This is a genomic window from Pseudonocardia sp. UM4_GMWB1, assembly GCF_017312155.1.
Lineage (GTDB): Bacteria > Actinomycetota > Actinomycetes > Mycobacteriales > Pseudonocardiaceae > Pseudonocardia > Pseudonocardia alni.
In genome coordinates, this window is sequence record NZ_QJPN01000001.1 from 1,568,958 (window position 1) to 1,583,705 (window position 14,748).

The 14,748-nt window shown below is 74.1% G+C and carries 10 protein-coding genes; 6 read left to right on the plus strand and 4 right to left on the minus strand.

What is annotated here, in order from left to right; translation table 11 throughout:
• Nucleotide 1: 1 nt before the first annotated feature.
• Nucleotides 2-709: an esterase/lipase family protein gene (locus DMP15_RS07660; protein ID WP_073578547.1), complete on the plus strand. Its 708-nt coding sequence runs from the start codon at nucleotides 2-4 to the stop codon at nucleotides 707-709.
• 274 nt (nucleotides 710-983) lie between these two features.
• Here the strand turns inward: DMP15_RS07660 and katG are convergent, their stop codons facing one another.
• From katG to DMP15_RS07675, 3 genes are all read right to left on the minus strand, one after another.
• Nucleotides 984-3,230, minus strand: a complete 2,247-nt coding sequence (gene katG, locus DMP15_RS07665) for a catalase/peroxidase HPI (RefSeq protein ID WP_073578546.1) — start codon at nucleotides 3,228-3,230, stop codon at nucleotides 984-986.
• Nucleotides 3,223-3,642, minus strand: coding sequence for a Fur family transcriptional regulator (locus tag DMP15_RS07670; protein ID WP_073578604.1), 420 nt, complete (start codon nucleotides 3,640-3,642; stop codon nucleotides 3,223-3,225). Before DMP15_RS07670 ends, katG begins: the two co-directional genes overlap by 8 nt.
• A 98-nt stretch (nucleotides 3,643-3,740) precedes the next feature.
• Entirely contained in the window at nucleotides 3,741-5,300 is a 1,560-nt protein-coding gene (locus DMP15_RS07675; protein WP_337825582.1) for a long-chain-fatty-acid--CoA ligase, read from the minus strand.
• A 405-nt stretch (nucleotides 5,301-5,705) separates the two neighbouring features.
• Between DMP15_RS07675 and DMP15_RS07680 the strand changes: the two genes are divergently transcribed.
• From DMP15_RS07680 to DMP15_RS07695, 4 genes are all read left to right on the plus strand, one after another.
• The gene (locus tag DMP15_RS07680) at nucleotides 5,706-5,843 is read left to right on the plus strand and encodes a hypothetical protein (protein WP_174565926.1); all 138 of its coding nucleotides are present in this window, start codon (nucleotides 5,706-5,708) and stop codon (nucleotides 5,841-5,843) included.
• A 142-nt stretch (nucleotides 5,844-5,985) separates the two neighbouring features.
• Nucleotides 5,986-6,927 carry an ATP-binding cassette domain-containing protein gene (locus DMP15_RS07685; RefSeq protein WP_253067535.1) on the plus strand — a complete coding sequence of 314 codons (942 nt, stop codon included), beginning with the start codon at nucleotides 5,986-5,988 and terminating at the stop codon, nucleotides 6,925-6,927.
• Nucleotides 6,927-7,787 carry an ABC transporter permease gene (locus DMP15_RS07690; protein WP_161152391.1) on the plus strand — a complete coding sequence of 287 codons (861 nt, stop codon included), beginning with the start codon at nucleotides 6,927-6,929 and terminating at the stop codon, nucleotides 7,785-7,787. The genes DMP15_RS07685 and DMP15_RS07690 overlap by 1 nt, the downstream gene beginning before the upstream one ends.
• A gap of 459 nt (nucleotides 7,788-8,246) precedes the next feature.
• Nucleotides 8,247-12,062, plus strand: coding sequence for an ABC transporter ATP-binding protein (locus DMP15_RS07695; protein WP_337826680.1), 3,816 nt, complete (start codon nucleotides 8,247-8,249; stop codon nucleotides 12,060-12,062).
• A 20-nt stretch (nucleotides 12,063-12,082) separates the two neighbouring features.
• Here the strand turns inward: DMP15_RS07695 and DMP15_RS07700 are convergent, their stop codons facing one another.
• Nucleotides 12,083-13,552, minus strand: coding sequence for a GAF domain-containing protein (locus tag DMP15_RS07700; RefSeq protein ID WP_073578603.1), 1,470 nt, complete (start codon nucleotides 13,550-13,552; stop codon nucleotides 12,083-12,085).
• A gap of 305 nt (nucleotides 13,553-13,857) precedes the next feature.
• On the opposite strand from DMP15_RS07700, the gene DMP15_RS07705 reads away from it, so the two are divergent.
• Nucleotides 13,858-14,595, plus strand: coding sequence for a LuxR C-terminal-related transcriptional regulator (locus DMP15_RS07705; protein ID WP_083659175.1), 738 nt, complete (start codon nucleotides 13,858-13,860; stop codon nucleotides 14,593-14,595).
• Nucleotides 14,596-14,748: the final 153 nt, after the last annotated feature.

The window sequence follows — 14,748 nt, forward strand, 5'->3', positions numbered from 1 at the left end:
CATGACGAGCTACCTCCTGGTCCCCGGTTTCTGGATCGACGCGACGGTGTGGGACGCGGTCGCGGACGACCTGCGCGCCCGCGGGCACGACGTGGCCGCGCTCGACCTCGGCCACGATCCCGGTGCGACCGCGGAGACCCGCGTCGACGAGGTGGTCACCGCCCTCGGTGACGCGGGCGCCCCGGTCGTCCTGGTCGCCCACAGCGGCGCGGGCCCCGTCTGCGCCGCGGTGGCCGAGCGCGCCCGGGGCCGGCTCGCGCACCTCGTGTTCGTCGACACCGGCCCGCTGCCCGACGGCGTCGCGCAGATCGACGTCACCCCGCCCGACGCGCAGGCCGCGACCCGGGGGGCCCTCGCCGAGCACGGCGCACTGCCCATGCCGTCCCGTGCCGAGCTCGACGCCGCGGGCAGCAGCACCGCGGGAATCCCCGACGCCGTCTTCGACGACGTCCGCGCCCGCTCGGTGGCCGAGCCGCCCGGGGTGGTGCTCACCGGCGCGCGTCGCGGGACGCCCGACCCCTCGCTGCCCAAGACCGTCGTGGCCTGCAGCTTCGCTCCCGATGACGTCCGGGGGCTGATCGACGCGGGCGTGCCCGGGTTCGCGGAGATGGGCGGTCCGGAGTGGACGATCGTCGCGCTCCCGACGGGGCACTGGCCGATGCTGTCCGAGCCCACGGGGCTCGCGGGGGTGCTCGGCGGGCTGGGGTGACCCGCCGCCTCCGCGCGTGCCGCCGGCACTCCGCCAGGGGGCCGGGCCGCGGGTCGAACGCCGAGATGCAGCTCAGCGGGAATTGTGGATCTCCCCAGCCCGCTGAGCTGCATCTCGGCGTCCGGAAAGCGTCGATAGGCAACTCAGGGTCGTGCGGGGGCGCGCCGCAAGCCTTCAGCTGCGTCTCGACGGAGGTGTACGGCGAGGGCACAGACGCGACGACGCCCGGACCGGTGACCCGGCCCGGGCGTCGTGACGCGCTGCTACGCGACGATCAGACGTCGTAGCGGTCGGCCATCATGACCTTGTCCCACGCGGCGACGAAGTCGCGGACGAACTTCTCCTCCGCGTCGTCGGAGGCGTAGACCTCGGCGACGGCGCGGAGCTCGGAGTTCGAGCCGAAGACCAGGTCGGCGCGGGTGCCGGTCCACTTCACGTTCCCGGAGGCGTCGACGGCCTCGAAGGAGTCGTCGTCACCGGCGACCGAACGCCACTGGACATCGGAGCCCAGCAGGTTGGTGAAGAAGTCGTTGGTCAGCGTGCCGACCTTGTCGGTGAACACGCCGGCCGTCGACCCGCCGGTGTTGGCGCCCAGCACACGCAGGCCGCCGACCAGCACGGTCATCTCCGGGGCGGAGACGCCGAGCAGGTTCGCGCGGTCGACGAGCAGGAACTCGCCGGGCAGGGTGTGGCCCTTGCCGCGGTAGTTGCGGAAGCCGTCCGCGGTGGGCTCCAGGTAGGAGAACGACTCGACGTCGGTCTTCTCCTGGGTGGCGTCGGTGCGGCCCGGGACGAACGGCACGGTGATGTCGTGCCCGCCGTCCTTGGCGGCCTTCTCCAGCGCCGCGGCACCGGCCAGGACGACCAGGTCGGCGAAGGAGATCTTCTTGCCGCCGGTCAGCGAGGCGTTGACGTCGGACTGGAGCGACTCCAGCCCCGAGACGACCTGGCGCAGCGTGTCGGGGTCGTTGACCTCCCACTGCAGCTGCGGCTCCAGGCGGATGCGGCCGCCGTTGGCGCCACCGCGCTTGTCCGACTGGCGGAACGACGAGGCCGCGGCCCAGGCGGTCTTGACCAGGTCGGTGACCGACAGGCCGGACTCCAGGACCTTCGCCTTGATCGACGCGACGTCGTCGGCGTCCACCAGCGGGTGGTCGACGGCCGGGACCGGGTCCTGCCACAGGAGCTCCTCCTGCGGCACCCAGGCGCCGATGTAGCGCTCCTTCGGGCCCATGTCGCGGTGGGTCAGCTTGTACCAGGCGCGACGGTAGGTGTCCTCGAACTCGGACGGGTTGTCCAGCCAGCGGCGGGTGATCTCGCCGTAGGACGGGTCGACGCGCATCGCGACGTCGGTGACCAGCATCGTCGGCTTGCGGTTCGGGTAGCCGGGCTCCGGGTCGGGGATGATCTCCGGGGCGTCCTTGGCGATGAACTGCTTGGCACCCGCCGGGGACTCGGTCAGCTCCCACTCGTAGGCGTAGAGGTGCTTGAGGTAGTCGTGGCTCCACCGGTTCGGGGTCCGGGTCCAGATGACCTCGAGCCCGGAGGTGATGGCGTCACGGCCCTTGCCGGACCGGAAGTTCTGCTTCCAGCCCAGGCCCTGCTCGGTGATGTCGGCGGCCTCCGGCTCGGGGCCGACGTTGCCGTTCTCGTCCGGGTTGGCGGCGCCGTGGGTCTTGCCGAGGGTGTGGCCGCCGACGATCAGCGCGGCGGTCTCCTCGTCGTTCATCGCCATCCGGCCGAAGGTCTCGCGGATGTCGCGGGCCGCGGCGATCGGGTCACCGCTGGCGTCGGGGCCCTCCGGGTTGACGTAGATCAGACCCATGTGGGACGCGCCGAGCGGCTTCTCCAGCTCGCGGTGGGCGAAGTCCTTGCTGCCGCCGTAGCGCGCCTCGTTGCCCAGCCAGACGTTCTCCGAGCCCCAGTACACGTCCTCCTCGGGCTCCCACACGTCGGCGCGACCGCCGGCGAAGCCGAACATCGGGAAGCCGGAGATCTCGTGCGCGCGGTTGCCCGCGAAGACCATCAGGTCGGCCCAGGAGACCTTGCGGCCCCACTTCTGCTTGACCGGCCACAGCAGCCGGCGGGCCTTGTCCAGGTTGCCGTTGTCCGGCCAGCTGTTCAGCGGGGCGAAGCGCTGCATGCCGGCGCCGGCGCCGCCGCGGCCGTCGTAGGTCCGGTAGGTGCCGGCCGAGTGCCAGGCCATCCGGATGAAGAACCCGGCGTAGCTGCCGTGGTCGGCGGGCCACCAGTCCTGCGAGGTGGTGATGACGGCGTCGACGTCGCGGGCGAGCTCGTCCAGGTCGACGGTCGCGAACTCCTTCGCGTAGTCGAAGTCCGGCTCCATCGGGTCCGAGGCGGGGGCGTGCTTGCGCAGGATCTTCAGGTTGAGCTGGTTCGGCCACCAGCTCTGGTTGCCGCCACCCTCGGTGGGGTGCGCGATGCGGCCGGCGGCGACGGGGCAACCGCCGTCCTGCTCGCGGTTCATCTCGCTCTCGACGGTGGGGTGCTCGTCAGACACGGGACATCCTCTCGGGATCAGTGGATGAGCAGTCGGGGCACCGGCCCCAGTAGACGACCTCGGCCTCGTCGATCACGAAGCCGTTGTCGTCGGAGGCGGTGAGACAGGGTGCGGAGCCGACGGCGCAGTCGACGTCGGCGATGGCGCCACAGGACCGGCACACCACGTGGTGGTGGTTGTCACCGACCCGCGCCTCGTACCGCGCGACGGAACCGGTGGGCTGGATCCTGCGGACCAGCCCGGAGGAGTGCAGCGCACGCAGGACGTCGTAGACGGCCTGGTGCGACACCTCCCCGAGGTCCTCCCGCACGACACGGATGATCGACTCCGTGTCCGCGTGCTGGTGGGAGTGCACCGCCTGCAGCACGGCCAGGCGAGGACGCGTCACGCGCAGCGACGCTGCGCGCAGCATGCCCTCGTAGTCCGATGCGTTCGACACGGCGGCGAGCCTGCCCGCTTTTCTTGAGTCGGTCAAGTTTTGGCGTGTCTCAGTATGAGACCGGCGCCACGTCAGACGGTGCTGCGCTCCCGGCCCGCCCAGAACGGTGCCCGGAGATCCTTCTTGAGGATCTTGCCGGTCGGGTTGCGGGGGAGCTCCGGCAGGACGTCGACGGTCTTCGGACACTTGAACGACGCCAGGTGGGCGCGCGCGTGAACGAGCAGCTCCTCGGGGTCGACGGTCGCCCCCGGCGCGGCCACCACGCAGGCCTTCGGGACCTCGCCCCACCGGTCGTCGGGCACTCCGATGACGGCGACGTCGCCGACGGTCGGGTGCTCGGCGAGCACCCGCTCGATCTCGGCCGGGTACACGTTCTCCCCGCCCGAGACGATCATGTCCTTGATCCGGTCGGTGACGTAGACGTAGCCGTCGCCGTCGATGTGGCCGCCGTCGCCGGACCGCAGCCATCCGTCCGGGGTGATCGCCGCCGCCGTCGCCTCCGGCTTGTCCCAGTAGCCGCTCATCAGCTGGTCGGTCCGCACCCAGATCTCCCCGGGCTCGTCCGTGCCGAGCCGCTCGCCCGTCGCCGGGTCGCGCACCTCGATCGTGCAGCCGGTGATCGGCCTGCCCGCCGACACCAGCCGGTGCTCGACGGCCGGGTCCCCGTGGTCCTCCGGGCCCAGCGAGCTGACCACGCCGCAGGCCTCGGTCATCCCGTAGACCTGGTGCAGCTTCGGGCCGAACAGCGCCAGCGACGCCCGCATCACCGGCAGCGGCATCGGCGAGGCGCCGTAGGAGATCGCCCGCAGCGACGCGTAGTCCCGGTCGGCCGCGCCCGGCACCTGGGTCATCGCGCCCATCAGCGCGGGCACCCAGAACGTGTGCGTGATGCCCTCCGCGGCGACCATGTCCAGCAGCGCCGCCGGGTCGGGCATCCGGGCCATCACGATCCGCGCGCCCTGGGCGAGTGCGAGGAAGGCGTAGCTGGTCCCGCCGACGTGGAACAGCGGCATCGCGACCTGCACGACGTCGGTCGGCGTCAGCTCGAAGTCCGCAGCGACGTGCGCGGCGTGCGCCAGCATCGCGCCGTGGGTGAGCATCGCGCCCTTCGGGAACCCGGTGGTGCCCGAGGTGTAGAGCTGCACGAAGCAGTCGCCGGGGCCGGCGTCGTAGGGATCGGTGTCCGGCTCGTGCGCAGCGAGGAACGCCTCGTACTCGTCGGCCTCCCCGCCCACGTGGAGCACCCGCTCCACCGCGCCGAGCTTCTCCCGCAGCTGCCCGACCGCCCCGGCGAACTCCGGGCCGACCAGCAGCAGCCGCGTCCGCGCGTCGCCGATCACGTAGACGATCTCCGGCGGGGCGAGCCGGAAGTTCACGACCGCGTTCGCCGCCCCGATCCACGCGCACGCCAGCGACAGCTCCAGGCACGACGGATGGTTGAGGTCCAGCACCGCGACCCGGTCGCCCGGGCCGATGCCCTCCGCGCGCAGGGCCGCCGCGAGCCTGCGCACCCGGACGTCGAGCTCGGACCAGGTGCGGCGGACGTCGCCGAAGCGCAGGGCCTCGTCGTCCGGGCGCTCGGTGGCGTGGCTGCGCAGCAGGGAGGACACGGTGCTGGTCGGGTCGATCACGGGGCGGCTCCTCGGGGCTCGTCGCTGAGCGTGTGACGCACGCCATTCAAGTCCGTTTCGTCGGTCTCGCGCCAGTGCCGACCGGACCGGACACGCCCCCGGGAGACGTCGGTGGCGGGCGCGGAAGGCGGGGCGCGGGTCGAGGGGATCGATGTCGTCGCGGTACGCACGACGAGGTCGCCCTCGACGGTCGCCACCGCGACGGAGGAGATCGCGGCCGGGGGCCGTCGGCGACGTGGCCGGTCGACGACCATTCGGCGGTCAGGGTGTCGGCACCCTCGTGGATACGCAGGTCGGGCATGCCGCCGTCGAGGGTCAGGAGGTCGGGCACGGTGCGCATCCAGGCCCCGACGGCCTCCCGGCCCGGACGCGCGTCGGCATCCCGTCCGGGGCGAACGGGAACTCGTGGACGTCGACCCCGCGGTCGACCTCCTGATCGCTCCGCTGCAGTTCCGGGTGCCGGTCACCGGGGCGGCGTGCGACGACGCGTACCTGGACACGCTCACCGCGGCGGTCGAAGCGGCGGTGCGCGCCACCGCGTAGCGGTCGTGGTCCCGGCCGCCGCCGTCCGGCCGGTCCCGCGCCGGGGCCGCCTCCCGGTGGGATCCCGGGCTGGGCGAGGATGGCCGGCAGGCGATGCCCCGGTGCGAACCGGGGCGCGACGCGAGAACGGCGGGAGGCCGGAGTGCAGGAGACCGCGTCCACGGACCCGGTGACGGCGGCCGGGAGCGGACGGATCGTCGTCGAGGGTCTGGGCAAGAGGTTCGGCCCGGTCGAGGCCGTGCACGACCTGTCGTTCACCGTCGAGCCCGGCTCGGTGACCGGGTTCCTCGGACCCAACGGCTCGGGCAAGACGACGACGCTGCGGATGATCCTCGGCCTGGTCGTGCCCAGCACCGGGCGAGCGCTCGTCGACGGCGTCCCGTTCTCCGCGCTGACCTCGCCCGGCCGCGTCGTCGGCGCGGTCCTGGAGGTCCAGGGCGTGCACCCGCGGCGCACCGCGCGTGCGCACCTGCGCGCCGCGGCCGCCGCGATCGGCGTCCCCGACTCGCGGGTCGACGAGGTCCTCACGCTGGTCGGCCTGGCCGCCGCCGCGGACCGCTCGGCGGGCGGGTTCTCGCTCGGCATGAACCAGCGCCTGGCCCTGGCCGTCGCGCTGCTCGGCGACCCGCGCATCCTCGTGCTCGACGAGCCGGGCAACGGCCTCGACCCCGACGGCATCGCCTGGCTGCGCTCGTTCCTGCAGGCCTTCGCCGCGTCCGGGCGCAGTGTGCTCGTCTCCTCCCACCAGCTGGCCGAGATGGAGCTGACCGCGCAGCGCCTGGTCGTCATCGACCGTGGTGCCTGCCGTTTCGACGGCACGGTCGCCGAGCTGCGCGCCGGCCACGGCTCGCGGGTGCTCGTGCGCGCCGCGGACCCGGCCCGGCTGGCCGAGGCGCTCGCCACGGACGGGATCACCGAGATCGACCGCGTCGACGACGGCGTGCTGGCCGTCGGCGGGGCCGACGCGGTCCGCGTCGGGGACCTGGCGCTCGCCGCGGGCGTCGCCGTGTACGGCATGAGCGAGGAGCGGGCCGGGCTGGAACAGATGTTCCTGCGCCTGCTCGCCGGGGAGGAGCAGCGCTGATGGCGACCGTGAGCCTCGACCGCTTCCGCGCGGTCCTGACCGCCGAGGTCCGCAAGACCCTGTCCACCCGGGTGTGGTGGCTGCTGTTCCTGCCGGTGCTGCTGCTCGCGCTGGCCCAGAGCCTGCTCGGCAGCATCCTGCAGCTGCTCGTGCCGCAGGCCACCGACACCTCGTCGATCCTGATGCTCGCGGGGCTGGCGTCGGCGCTGACCATGACCGCGATCGTCGGCGGCGCCTTCGGGACGCTGCTGGGCACCGGCGACTTCCGGCACCGCACCGTCACGCTGGCCTACCTGACCGGGTCCCGCGGCCAGGTGCTCGCGGCCAAGGCGCTGATCGCCGCCGTCGTCGCCGGGCTGTACGCGCTGTTCCTCGTCGTGGTCGGTCCGCTGCTCGGCGGTGCGGCGCTCGGCGGCCAGCAGCTGCCCGACCTCGGGCAGCTCGCCGGGCTGGGCGCGATCGGCATCCTGGTGTGCGCGCTGTGGGGGGTGCTCGGCGTCGCCGTCGGGACCCTGGTGACCAACCAGGCCGGGGCGATCGCCCTCACCGTCGGCTACCTGCTCATCGGGGAGAACCTGATCGCCGGGGCGCTGCGCGCGGGCGACGGGTCCTCGATCGGCGACCCGTCGGTGTTCGCCCGGCTGACGCCGTTCCTGCCCGGCAACGCCGGTGACCTCGCGATCTGGGAGCCGGTCGTGAGCTCGGCCGGGCTGGGGGCGCAGTCGCAGTTCGTCCTGGAGTTCCTGGCCGGGGTCAGCGCCCCGCCGCCCGGCTGGGTCGGGCTGCTGGTCCTGGCCGTGTGGACGGCCGCGGGGATCGCACTGGCCGCCGTCGTCGGGGCGCGGCGGGACATCACCTGAGACGAGCAGCGCCGGACCCCGGGTCCGGCGCTGCTCGGTCCGACGTCGCCCGCTCCGGCGCCGCCGCGCGTACGGGACGCCGGTCCTGCGCCCGCCTCCCGCGGGGAGCGCCGCTGCGGGCATCGTCGATCAGTACCTGAGCGTCGTCCACCCATATCCTGGCAGCGCTCATGTACTGATCGACGGGTGGTGCGGCGGTGCCGAGGCGGTGGCCGGCAGCCCGGCCCACCTCGCACGGGTTCGCTCCACCTCGCAGCCTCTGCACGGTCTGCGACGTCGCCGGAACCCGTGCGAGGTGGGCGGTGCGGGGGCGGCCGCCGTCGACGGCGGGTGCCCGCCGGCTCCGTGCCGGGCGGCGTCGCCGGGCCGGTTGTCGGGGGGCGGGCATAGCCTGGCGACGTGCCCTCTCCCCACCCCTCCGCACGCCCCGGCTGGATCCGCAGACTGGCCACGGCCTGCATGCGGCACCGCCGCGTCACCGTCGGTGCGCTCGTCGCGTCGATGCTCGGCGTCGGGCTGGAGGCGATCGGTCCGCTGCTGATCCGCGAGGGCGTGAACGGCGCGATCGGCGGGGACACCGGCGTGCTCGCGCCGGTCGTCGGCGGGCTCCTGGTGCTGGGCGTGCTGAAGTTCGTCGGTGCGTTCGTGCGCCGCTACCTCGGCGGCAAGATGGCGCTGAACGTGCAGCACGACCTGCGGCGCGCGGTGTTCGGCGCGGTACAGCGTATGGACGGCGTCCGCCAGGACCGGCTGCGCACCGGCCAGGTCGCCTCGCGGGCCATCTCCGACCTGCAGCTGGTGCAGGGCTTCCTGTCGATGGTGCCGCTGTCGGCGGGCACCGTCGTGCTGGTGGTCGTCGCGATCATCGCGATGCTGTACCTGTCGCCGCTGCTCACCGTGGTCGCGCTGGTCATGCTGCCGCTGGCGTTCCTGGCCACCAACAGCATCCGGCGCAGGCTGTTCCCGGCCACCTGGTCCGCGCAGCAACGGGCCGCCGAGATCGCGCAGCAGGTCGAGGAGACCGTCACCGGCGTGCGCGTGGTGAAGGGATTCGGGCAGGAGGCCCGCGAGACCGCCACGCTGGAAGGACGGGCCCGCCGGCTCTACGGCGAGCGGCTGCGGGCCGCCGGGCTGACCGCGCGGCTCAACCCGATGCTGCTCGCGCTGCCCGGCCTGGGACAGGTCGCGGTGATCGGCGTCGGTGGCTGGATGGCCGCCCGCGGCACGATCGACCTCGGCACGTTCCTGGCGTTCACCACCTACGTCGGGATGCTCGTCGGGCCCGCCCGGCTGATCGGCGCGCTCGTGGTCACCGCGCAGCTGACCCGGGCCGGGGCGGAGCGTGTCTTCGAGATCGTCGACGCCGCACCGGGGATCGTCGACCCGGAGCGTCCGGCCGCGCTGCCCGAGGGCCCGCTGACCGTCGAGCTGGACGACGTCCGGTTCGGCTACGAGCCCGCGGGCTCCGGTCCGGACGGCGACGCCGCCCCCGACCCGGTCCTGGACGGGCTCTCCCTGCGCGTCGAACCCGGCGAGACCCTCGCCCTGGTCGGCCCACCCGGCTCGGGCAAGTCGACGGTGGCGCTGCTGCTGCCCCGCTTCTACGACCCGCAGGCCGGGCGTCTCGCGATCGGCGGGGTGGACCTGCGCGACCTGCGGCTGCACGACCTGCGCGCCGAGCTGGGGGTGGTGTTCGAGGAGGCGTTCCTGTTCTCCGACAGCATCCGCAACAACATCGCCTACGGCCGGCCCGACGCCGGCGAGGACGAGATCCGCGCCGCCGCCGAGGCCGCACAGGTGGCGTCGTTCGTCGAGGACCTGCCGGACGGCTACGACACCGAGGTCGGCGAGCGCGGCCTGACCCTGTCCGGCGGTCAGCGGCAGCGGATCGCGCTGGCCCGGGCGATGCTGACCCGGCCGCGGGTGCTCGTGCTCGACGACGCGACCTCCGCGGTCGACACCGCGACCGAGGCCGCGATCCACGAGACCCTGCACGAGCTGACCGCCGAGCGGACCACGCTGCTGGTCGCGCACCGCCGGTCCACCCTGGCGCTGGCCGACCGGATCGCGGTGCTGGACAAGGGCCGGGTCGTCGACACCGGTACCGAGGACGAGCTGCGCGGCCGGTGCGCGCTGTTCCGGGAGCTGCTCGCCACCGGCCCCACCGACGAGCTCGGCGGCGGTACCCGGGAGCCCACCGCCCACGAGGCGGCAGCCGGCAACGGCACCGGCAACGGCACCGGCAACGGCACCGGCAACGGCACCGGCACCGGCAACAGCACCCGCGTCCTCGACGATGTACCGGCGGGCCCGGCCGTCACCCCGGAGCTGTGGCCGCGGGTCAGCATCGAGGAGGACCCGGACCGGGCCCTGACCCGCGACGGCGGCGGCGGCGCGGCCGGCTGGGCCGGGGGGATCAGTGCGACCCCCGAGCTGCTCGAGTCCGTCGCGAAGCTGCCCCCGGCGAACGAGTCCCCCCGGCTGCGCGGCGACGACGACCCGACCGCTCCCGATCCCGCGTTCCGGCTGTCCTCGCTGCTGCGCCCCGTGCGCTGGCTGCTGGTGCTCGGCGTCGCGCTGATGACCGCGGACGCGCTGGCGACCCTGGCCCTGCCCAGCATCGCCCGGATCGCCGTCGACGACGGCATCGCCGACGGCGCCACCCGGGTCCTGCTGCTGGCGGCGCTGGCCGGGCTGCTGATCGTCGTGCTGGACGCGGTGGTCGTCGGGTTCCAGACGCTGGTCACCGCCCGGGCCGGGGAGAGCCTGCTCTACCTGCTGCGGCTGCGCAGCTACGCGCACCTGCAGCGGCTCGGCCTCGACTTCTACGAGCGCGAGCTGTCCGGCCGGATCATGACCCGGATGACCACCGACGTGGACGCACTGTCCACGTTCCTGCAGACCGGGCTGGCGCAGGCCGTCGTCAGCCTCCTGACGATCGGCGGGGTCGCGACCGCGCTGGTGCTCACCGACCCGCAGCTCGCGCTGTACGCGCTGGGCTGGTTGCTGCCGCTGCTCGCGGTCGGCACCGTGGTGTTCCGCCGGTTCTCCTCCCGCGCCTACGCCGAGGCCCGCGAGCGGGTCAGCGTGGTCAATGCCGACCTGCAGGAGAACGTGTCCGGGGTGCGCATCGCGCAGGCCTACGTCCGCGAGGAGCTGAGCTACGACCGCTTCGGCGAGCGCTCCGACGCCTACCGCCGGTCGCGGCTGCGCGCGCAGCGCTACATCGCCACCTACTTCCCGTTCGTGGCGTTCCTGTCCGACATCGCCACGGCGGTCGTGCTGTTCGTCGGCGGGACCCGCATCGTCGGCGGGGACATCACCCCGGGGGTGCTCACCGCGTTCCTGCTGTACCTGACCCTGTTCTTCGGCCCGGTGCAGCAGCTGTCGCAGGTGTTCGACGGCTACCAGCAGGCCCGGGTCGGCCTGAACCGGATCTCGGAGCTGCTGCGCACGCCCACCTCCGTCCCGGACGAGCCCGAGCGGCCGGCGCCCGTGCCGTCGCGGCTGCGCGGCGAGGTCGAGCTGGACCACGTGACGTTCCGCTACCCGGGGGTGGACGCCCCCGCCCTCGACGACGTGTCGCTGCGCGTCGGGGCGGGCGAGACCGTCGCGCTGGTGGGCGCCACCGGTGCCGGCAAGTCGACGCTGATCAAGCTGATCGCCCGGTTCTACGACACCGGCGACGGCCAGGTCCGCGTCGACGGCGTCGACGTGCGCCGCTTCCCGCTGGCCGGGTACCGCGCGCGGCTCGGGGTGGTCCCGCAGGAGGCGCACCTGTTCACCGGTGACGTCGCCTCGAACATCGCCTACGGCCGCCCGGACGCCCCGCCGGAGCGGATCGAGGCCGCTGCCCGCGCGGTCGGGGCGCTGGGCCTGGTGCGGTCGCTGCCACAGGGGTTCCGCACCCCGGTGGGTGAGCGGGGACAGGGCCTGTCGGCGGGGCAGCGGCAGCTCGTCGCGCTGGCGCGGGCCGAGCTGGTTGACCCGGACGTGCTGATCTTCGACGAGGCGACCGCGGCACTGGACCCGGCCACCGAGGCCACCGTGCTGGCGGCGGGGGAACGGGTGGCGTCGCGGCGGACCGCGTTCGTCGTCGCCCACCGGCTGCAGACCGCGCGGCGGGCGGACCGGATCGTGGTGCTGTCCGGCGGTCGGATCGCCGAGGAGGGCACGCACGACGAGCTGGTCCGCGCGGGCGGTCGCTACGCGGCACTCTGGCGCGCGGGAGAGCTGGAGCCCGAGCCGGACAGCCCGCTGGCCGCACAGACCTGAGCCCCGCCCGGCGGGGCGGGTCAGTCCCGCAGGTGCTCGGCCCGTGCGGCGACGGCGGCGCGGCGCGGGTCGTCCCGGTCCAGCAGGTCCAGCAGCAGCTCGTGCGCCTCCAGGTCGTCGGTCCCCAGCGGGTGCACGACGAAGCGGTGCAGGAGCGCGACGTCGTCCGAGGCGAGCACGGCGTGCCGCAGCCCGACCACGAGCTCGTCGCGCAGCTCGCGCACGGCGGGCGCGTCGGAGCGGGGCAGCAGCTCGCCGTGGCAGGAGTCGAGCGCGTCGGACACCCGGCCGTCGCGCAGCGCCGCGCGGACCCGCAGGAAGTCGGCCTGGGGCCCGGCCGCCAGCCGGTAGGGGCGGGTGAGCAGCAGCTCCGCGCCCAGCGACGACCGCAGCCGGTGGATCTCGCCGCGGACGGTGGTCGGGTTGCCGTCCTCGCCGTAGAGCATCAGGGTCAGCTGCTCGCCGGAGAGCCCGTCGGGGTGCAGCGCCAGCGCGGTGAGGATCTCCGCCGGGCGCAGGGTGGCGGCGAACTCCTCGCCGTCGAGGGTGACGCGCGGACCGCCCCCGCCGGTGAAGCGCAGCTCCAGCGGGCGGGGCGCACCGGTCGGCGCCGCCGGGACGACGCGCCCGCGCCGCCGCGACGGCGGCACCAGCAGGTAGCCCTCGGCCAGCCTCTCGACGGCCATCTCCCGGCCGTCGCCGAGCTGCACCCGGTCGACGCCGTCGTCGAGCCGGATCCGCTCGGGGAACAGACCGTAGGGCTCGCTGGCGATGACCCGGCCGCTCGCGGACAGCAGGGCGCCCTCGGAGCCGCGCAACGCCGCGAGGTGCGGCATGTTCTTGACCCGCAGCCGCTCGTCGGCGATCGCCAGCCGCACCCGCAGCTGGTTCTCCGCGAGGTGCGCGGTCGCCGTCACCAGCTGCACCAGCGCGGGGTGCACGGTGTGCAGCGGCCCGGAGATGTCGATCGCGCCGATGGTGTCGCCGGTGTCGGGGTCGTGCACGGGGGCCGCGACGCAGGTCCAGTCGTGGTAGGTGCGGACGAGATGCTCGGCGGAGTGGATCCGGACCGGCTCGTCGACGGCCAGCGCCGTCCCCATCGCGTTGGTGCCGATCGTCTCCTCGGCCCAGCGGGTGCCCTCGACGAGCCCGACGTCGTCGGCGGAGTGCAGCAGGCCGTGTGCGCCGTCGCGCCACAGGACGGTGCCGTCGGCGTCGGTCACGAGCATCACGTGCATCGCCTCGTCGGCGATGCTCACGAGGGTGGAACGGAGCAGCGGCATCACCGCGTGCAGCGGGTGGCCGGTCCGGACCTCCTTCAGCTCGTCGGCGAGATAGATGAGCGGGGGGAGTCGGCCCTCCGGGTCGACGTGCGCGGCCAGGCTGCGCTGCCACGAGTCCGAGACGACCGGGCGGGGGATGCCCGCCGAACCGCCGGCGCCGAGCCCGTCGTCGTAGATGCGCCGCAGGCGATGTGCGTCGGCGACCATCTCCTCGGCGGACGTCCCGCCCTCGGCTCCGCTCACGTCGCCTCCCGTCACGGCTGGGGGCACGTCGTGCCCTGCTCCCACGTGATGTCCCGCGCCGGCGCGGGTCCGTCCCGGAATCGGTGGTCGGTCCGGGGTCGTGAGCATACCCGCTGCTCGGGGGGCTCGACCCCTCGTGACCGGGCCGGGATGCGACGTCGCTCGATCGCGCGCAACGTGGGGGCAACGTGGCGCTCCTTACGGTTTGCCGCATCGGGACGCCGGGTGGCGTTCCTGCGATGACGCAACAGATCCACCGGAGGACAGCGATGACGCTCGAAGCCGTTCGTGAGGCCACCGATCTGCGTGCCGGCCGCGGGGCCGACGGCGCGGATGTGATCCGCCGCGCGGCCCGGGTACTCGTCGTCGACTCCGAGCCGGTCGTCCGGCACGGGCTGCGCGCCCTGCTGACCGCCGAGCCCGACCTGGCCCCGGCCGGTGAGGCCGCCTCCCCCCGCGACGCCCTGATGGCCGCCGAGCGCGCCCGCCCCGACGCGATCGTCGTCGACATCGAGTTCGCCCGTGACGAGCGGCCCGGCCTCGACCTGGTGCGCGCGCTGCTGGAGCGCTGCCGCGGGGTGAAGATCCTCGTGCTGACCGGCTGCCGTGACCGCGACTCGATGATGCGCACCGTCCGCCTGGGTGTCCACGGCTACCTGCGCAAGGGTGCCGACACCGCCGAGATCGTGCGGGCGCTGCGCACGGTCCTGCGCGGCGAGGGCGTCTTCGACCCGGGCACCGCGAGCGCCGGCCCGCTGCAGGTGCTGCGCGACACCGACCCGGCGCCGTCGCCCACGCCGGACCTCTGCAAGACCTCGCTGCTGACCGACCGCGAGAACCAGGTCCTGCGGCTGCTCGCCGTCGGCCTGTCCAACCGCGAGATCGGGACCCGGCTGCGGATCTCCGAGGCCACCGTGAAGTTCCACGTGCGGAACCTGCGCGACAAGCTCGAGGTCCGTCGTCGCACCGAGATCGTCTACACCGCCGCCCGCCAGGGCATCGTCTGATCCCGCCGGGCCGGGGCGAGGCAACCGCCCGCCCCGGTCCGTGCCCTCGTCCAGCACACGCGCGACCGGCGCGGTCACCCGTGGGGTGGCCGCGCCGGTCGCGTTGCGTGGTCGACACCACCCCTTCCGGGGACGCGTTCACCCGGCGGCCAT

Bases quoted from the DNA above. Each gene is read 5' to 3' on its own strand.
- DMP15_RS07690 (WP_161152391.1), top strand. From the start codon at position 6,927: ATGGCGACCGTGAGCCTCGACCGCTTCCGCGCGGTCCTGACCGCCGAG.
- DMP15_RS07700 (WP_073578603.1), bottom strand. From the start codon at position 13,552: ATGGTCGCCGACGCACATCGCCTGCGGCGCATCTACGACGACGGGCTC.
- DMP15_RS07705 (WP_083659175.1), top strand. From the start codon at position 13,858: ATGACGCTCGAAGCCGTTCGTGAGGCCACCGATCTGCGTGCCGGCCGC.
- DMP15_RS07660 (WP_073578547.1), top strand. From the start codon at position 2: ATGACGAGCTACCTCCTGGTCCCCGGTTTCTGGATCGACGCGACGGTG.
- DMP15_RS07695 (WP_337826680.1), top strand. From the start codon at position 8,247: ATGCGGCACCGCCGCGTCACCGTCGGTGCGCTCGTCGCGTCGATGCTC.
- DMP15_RS07670 (WP_073578604.1), bottom strand. From the start codon at position 3,642: ATGCTGCGCGCAGCGTCGCTGCGCGTGACGCGTCCTCGCCTGGCCGTG.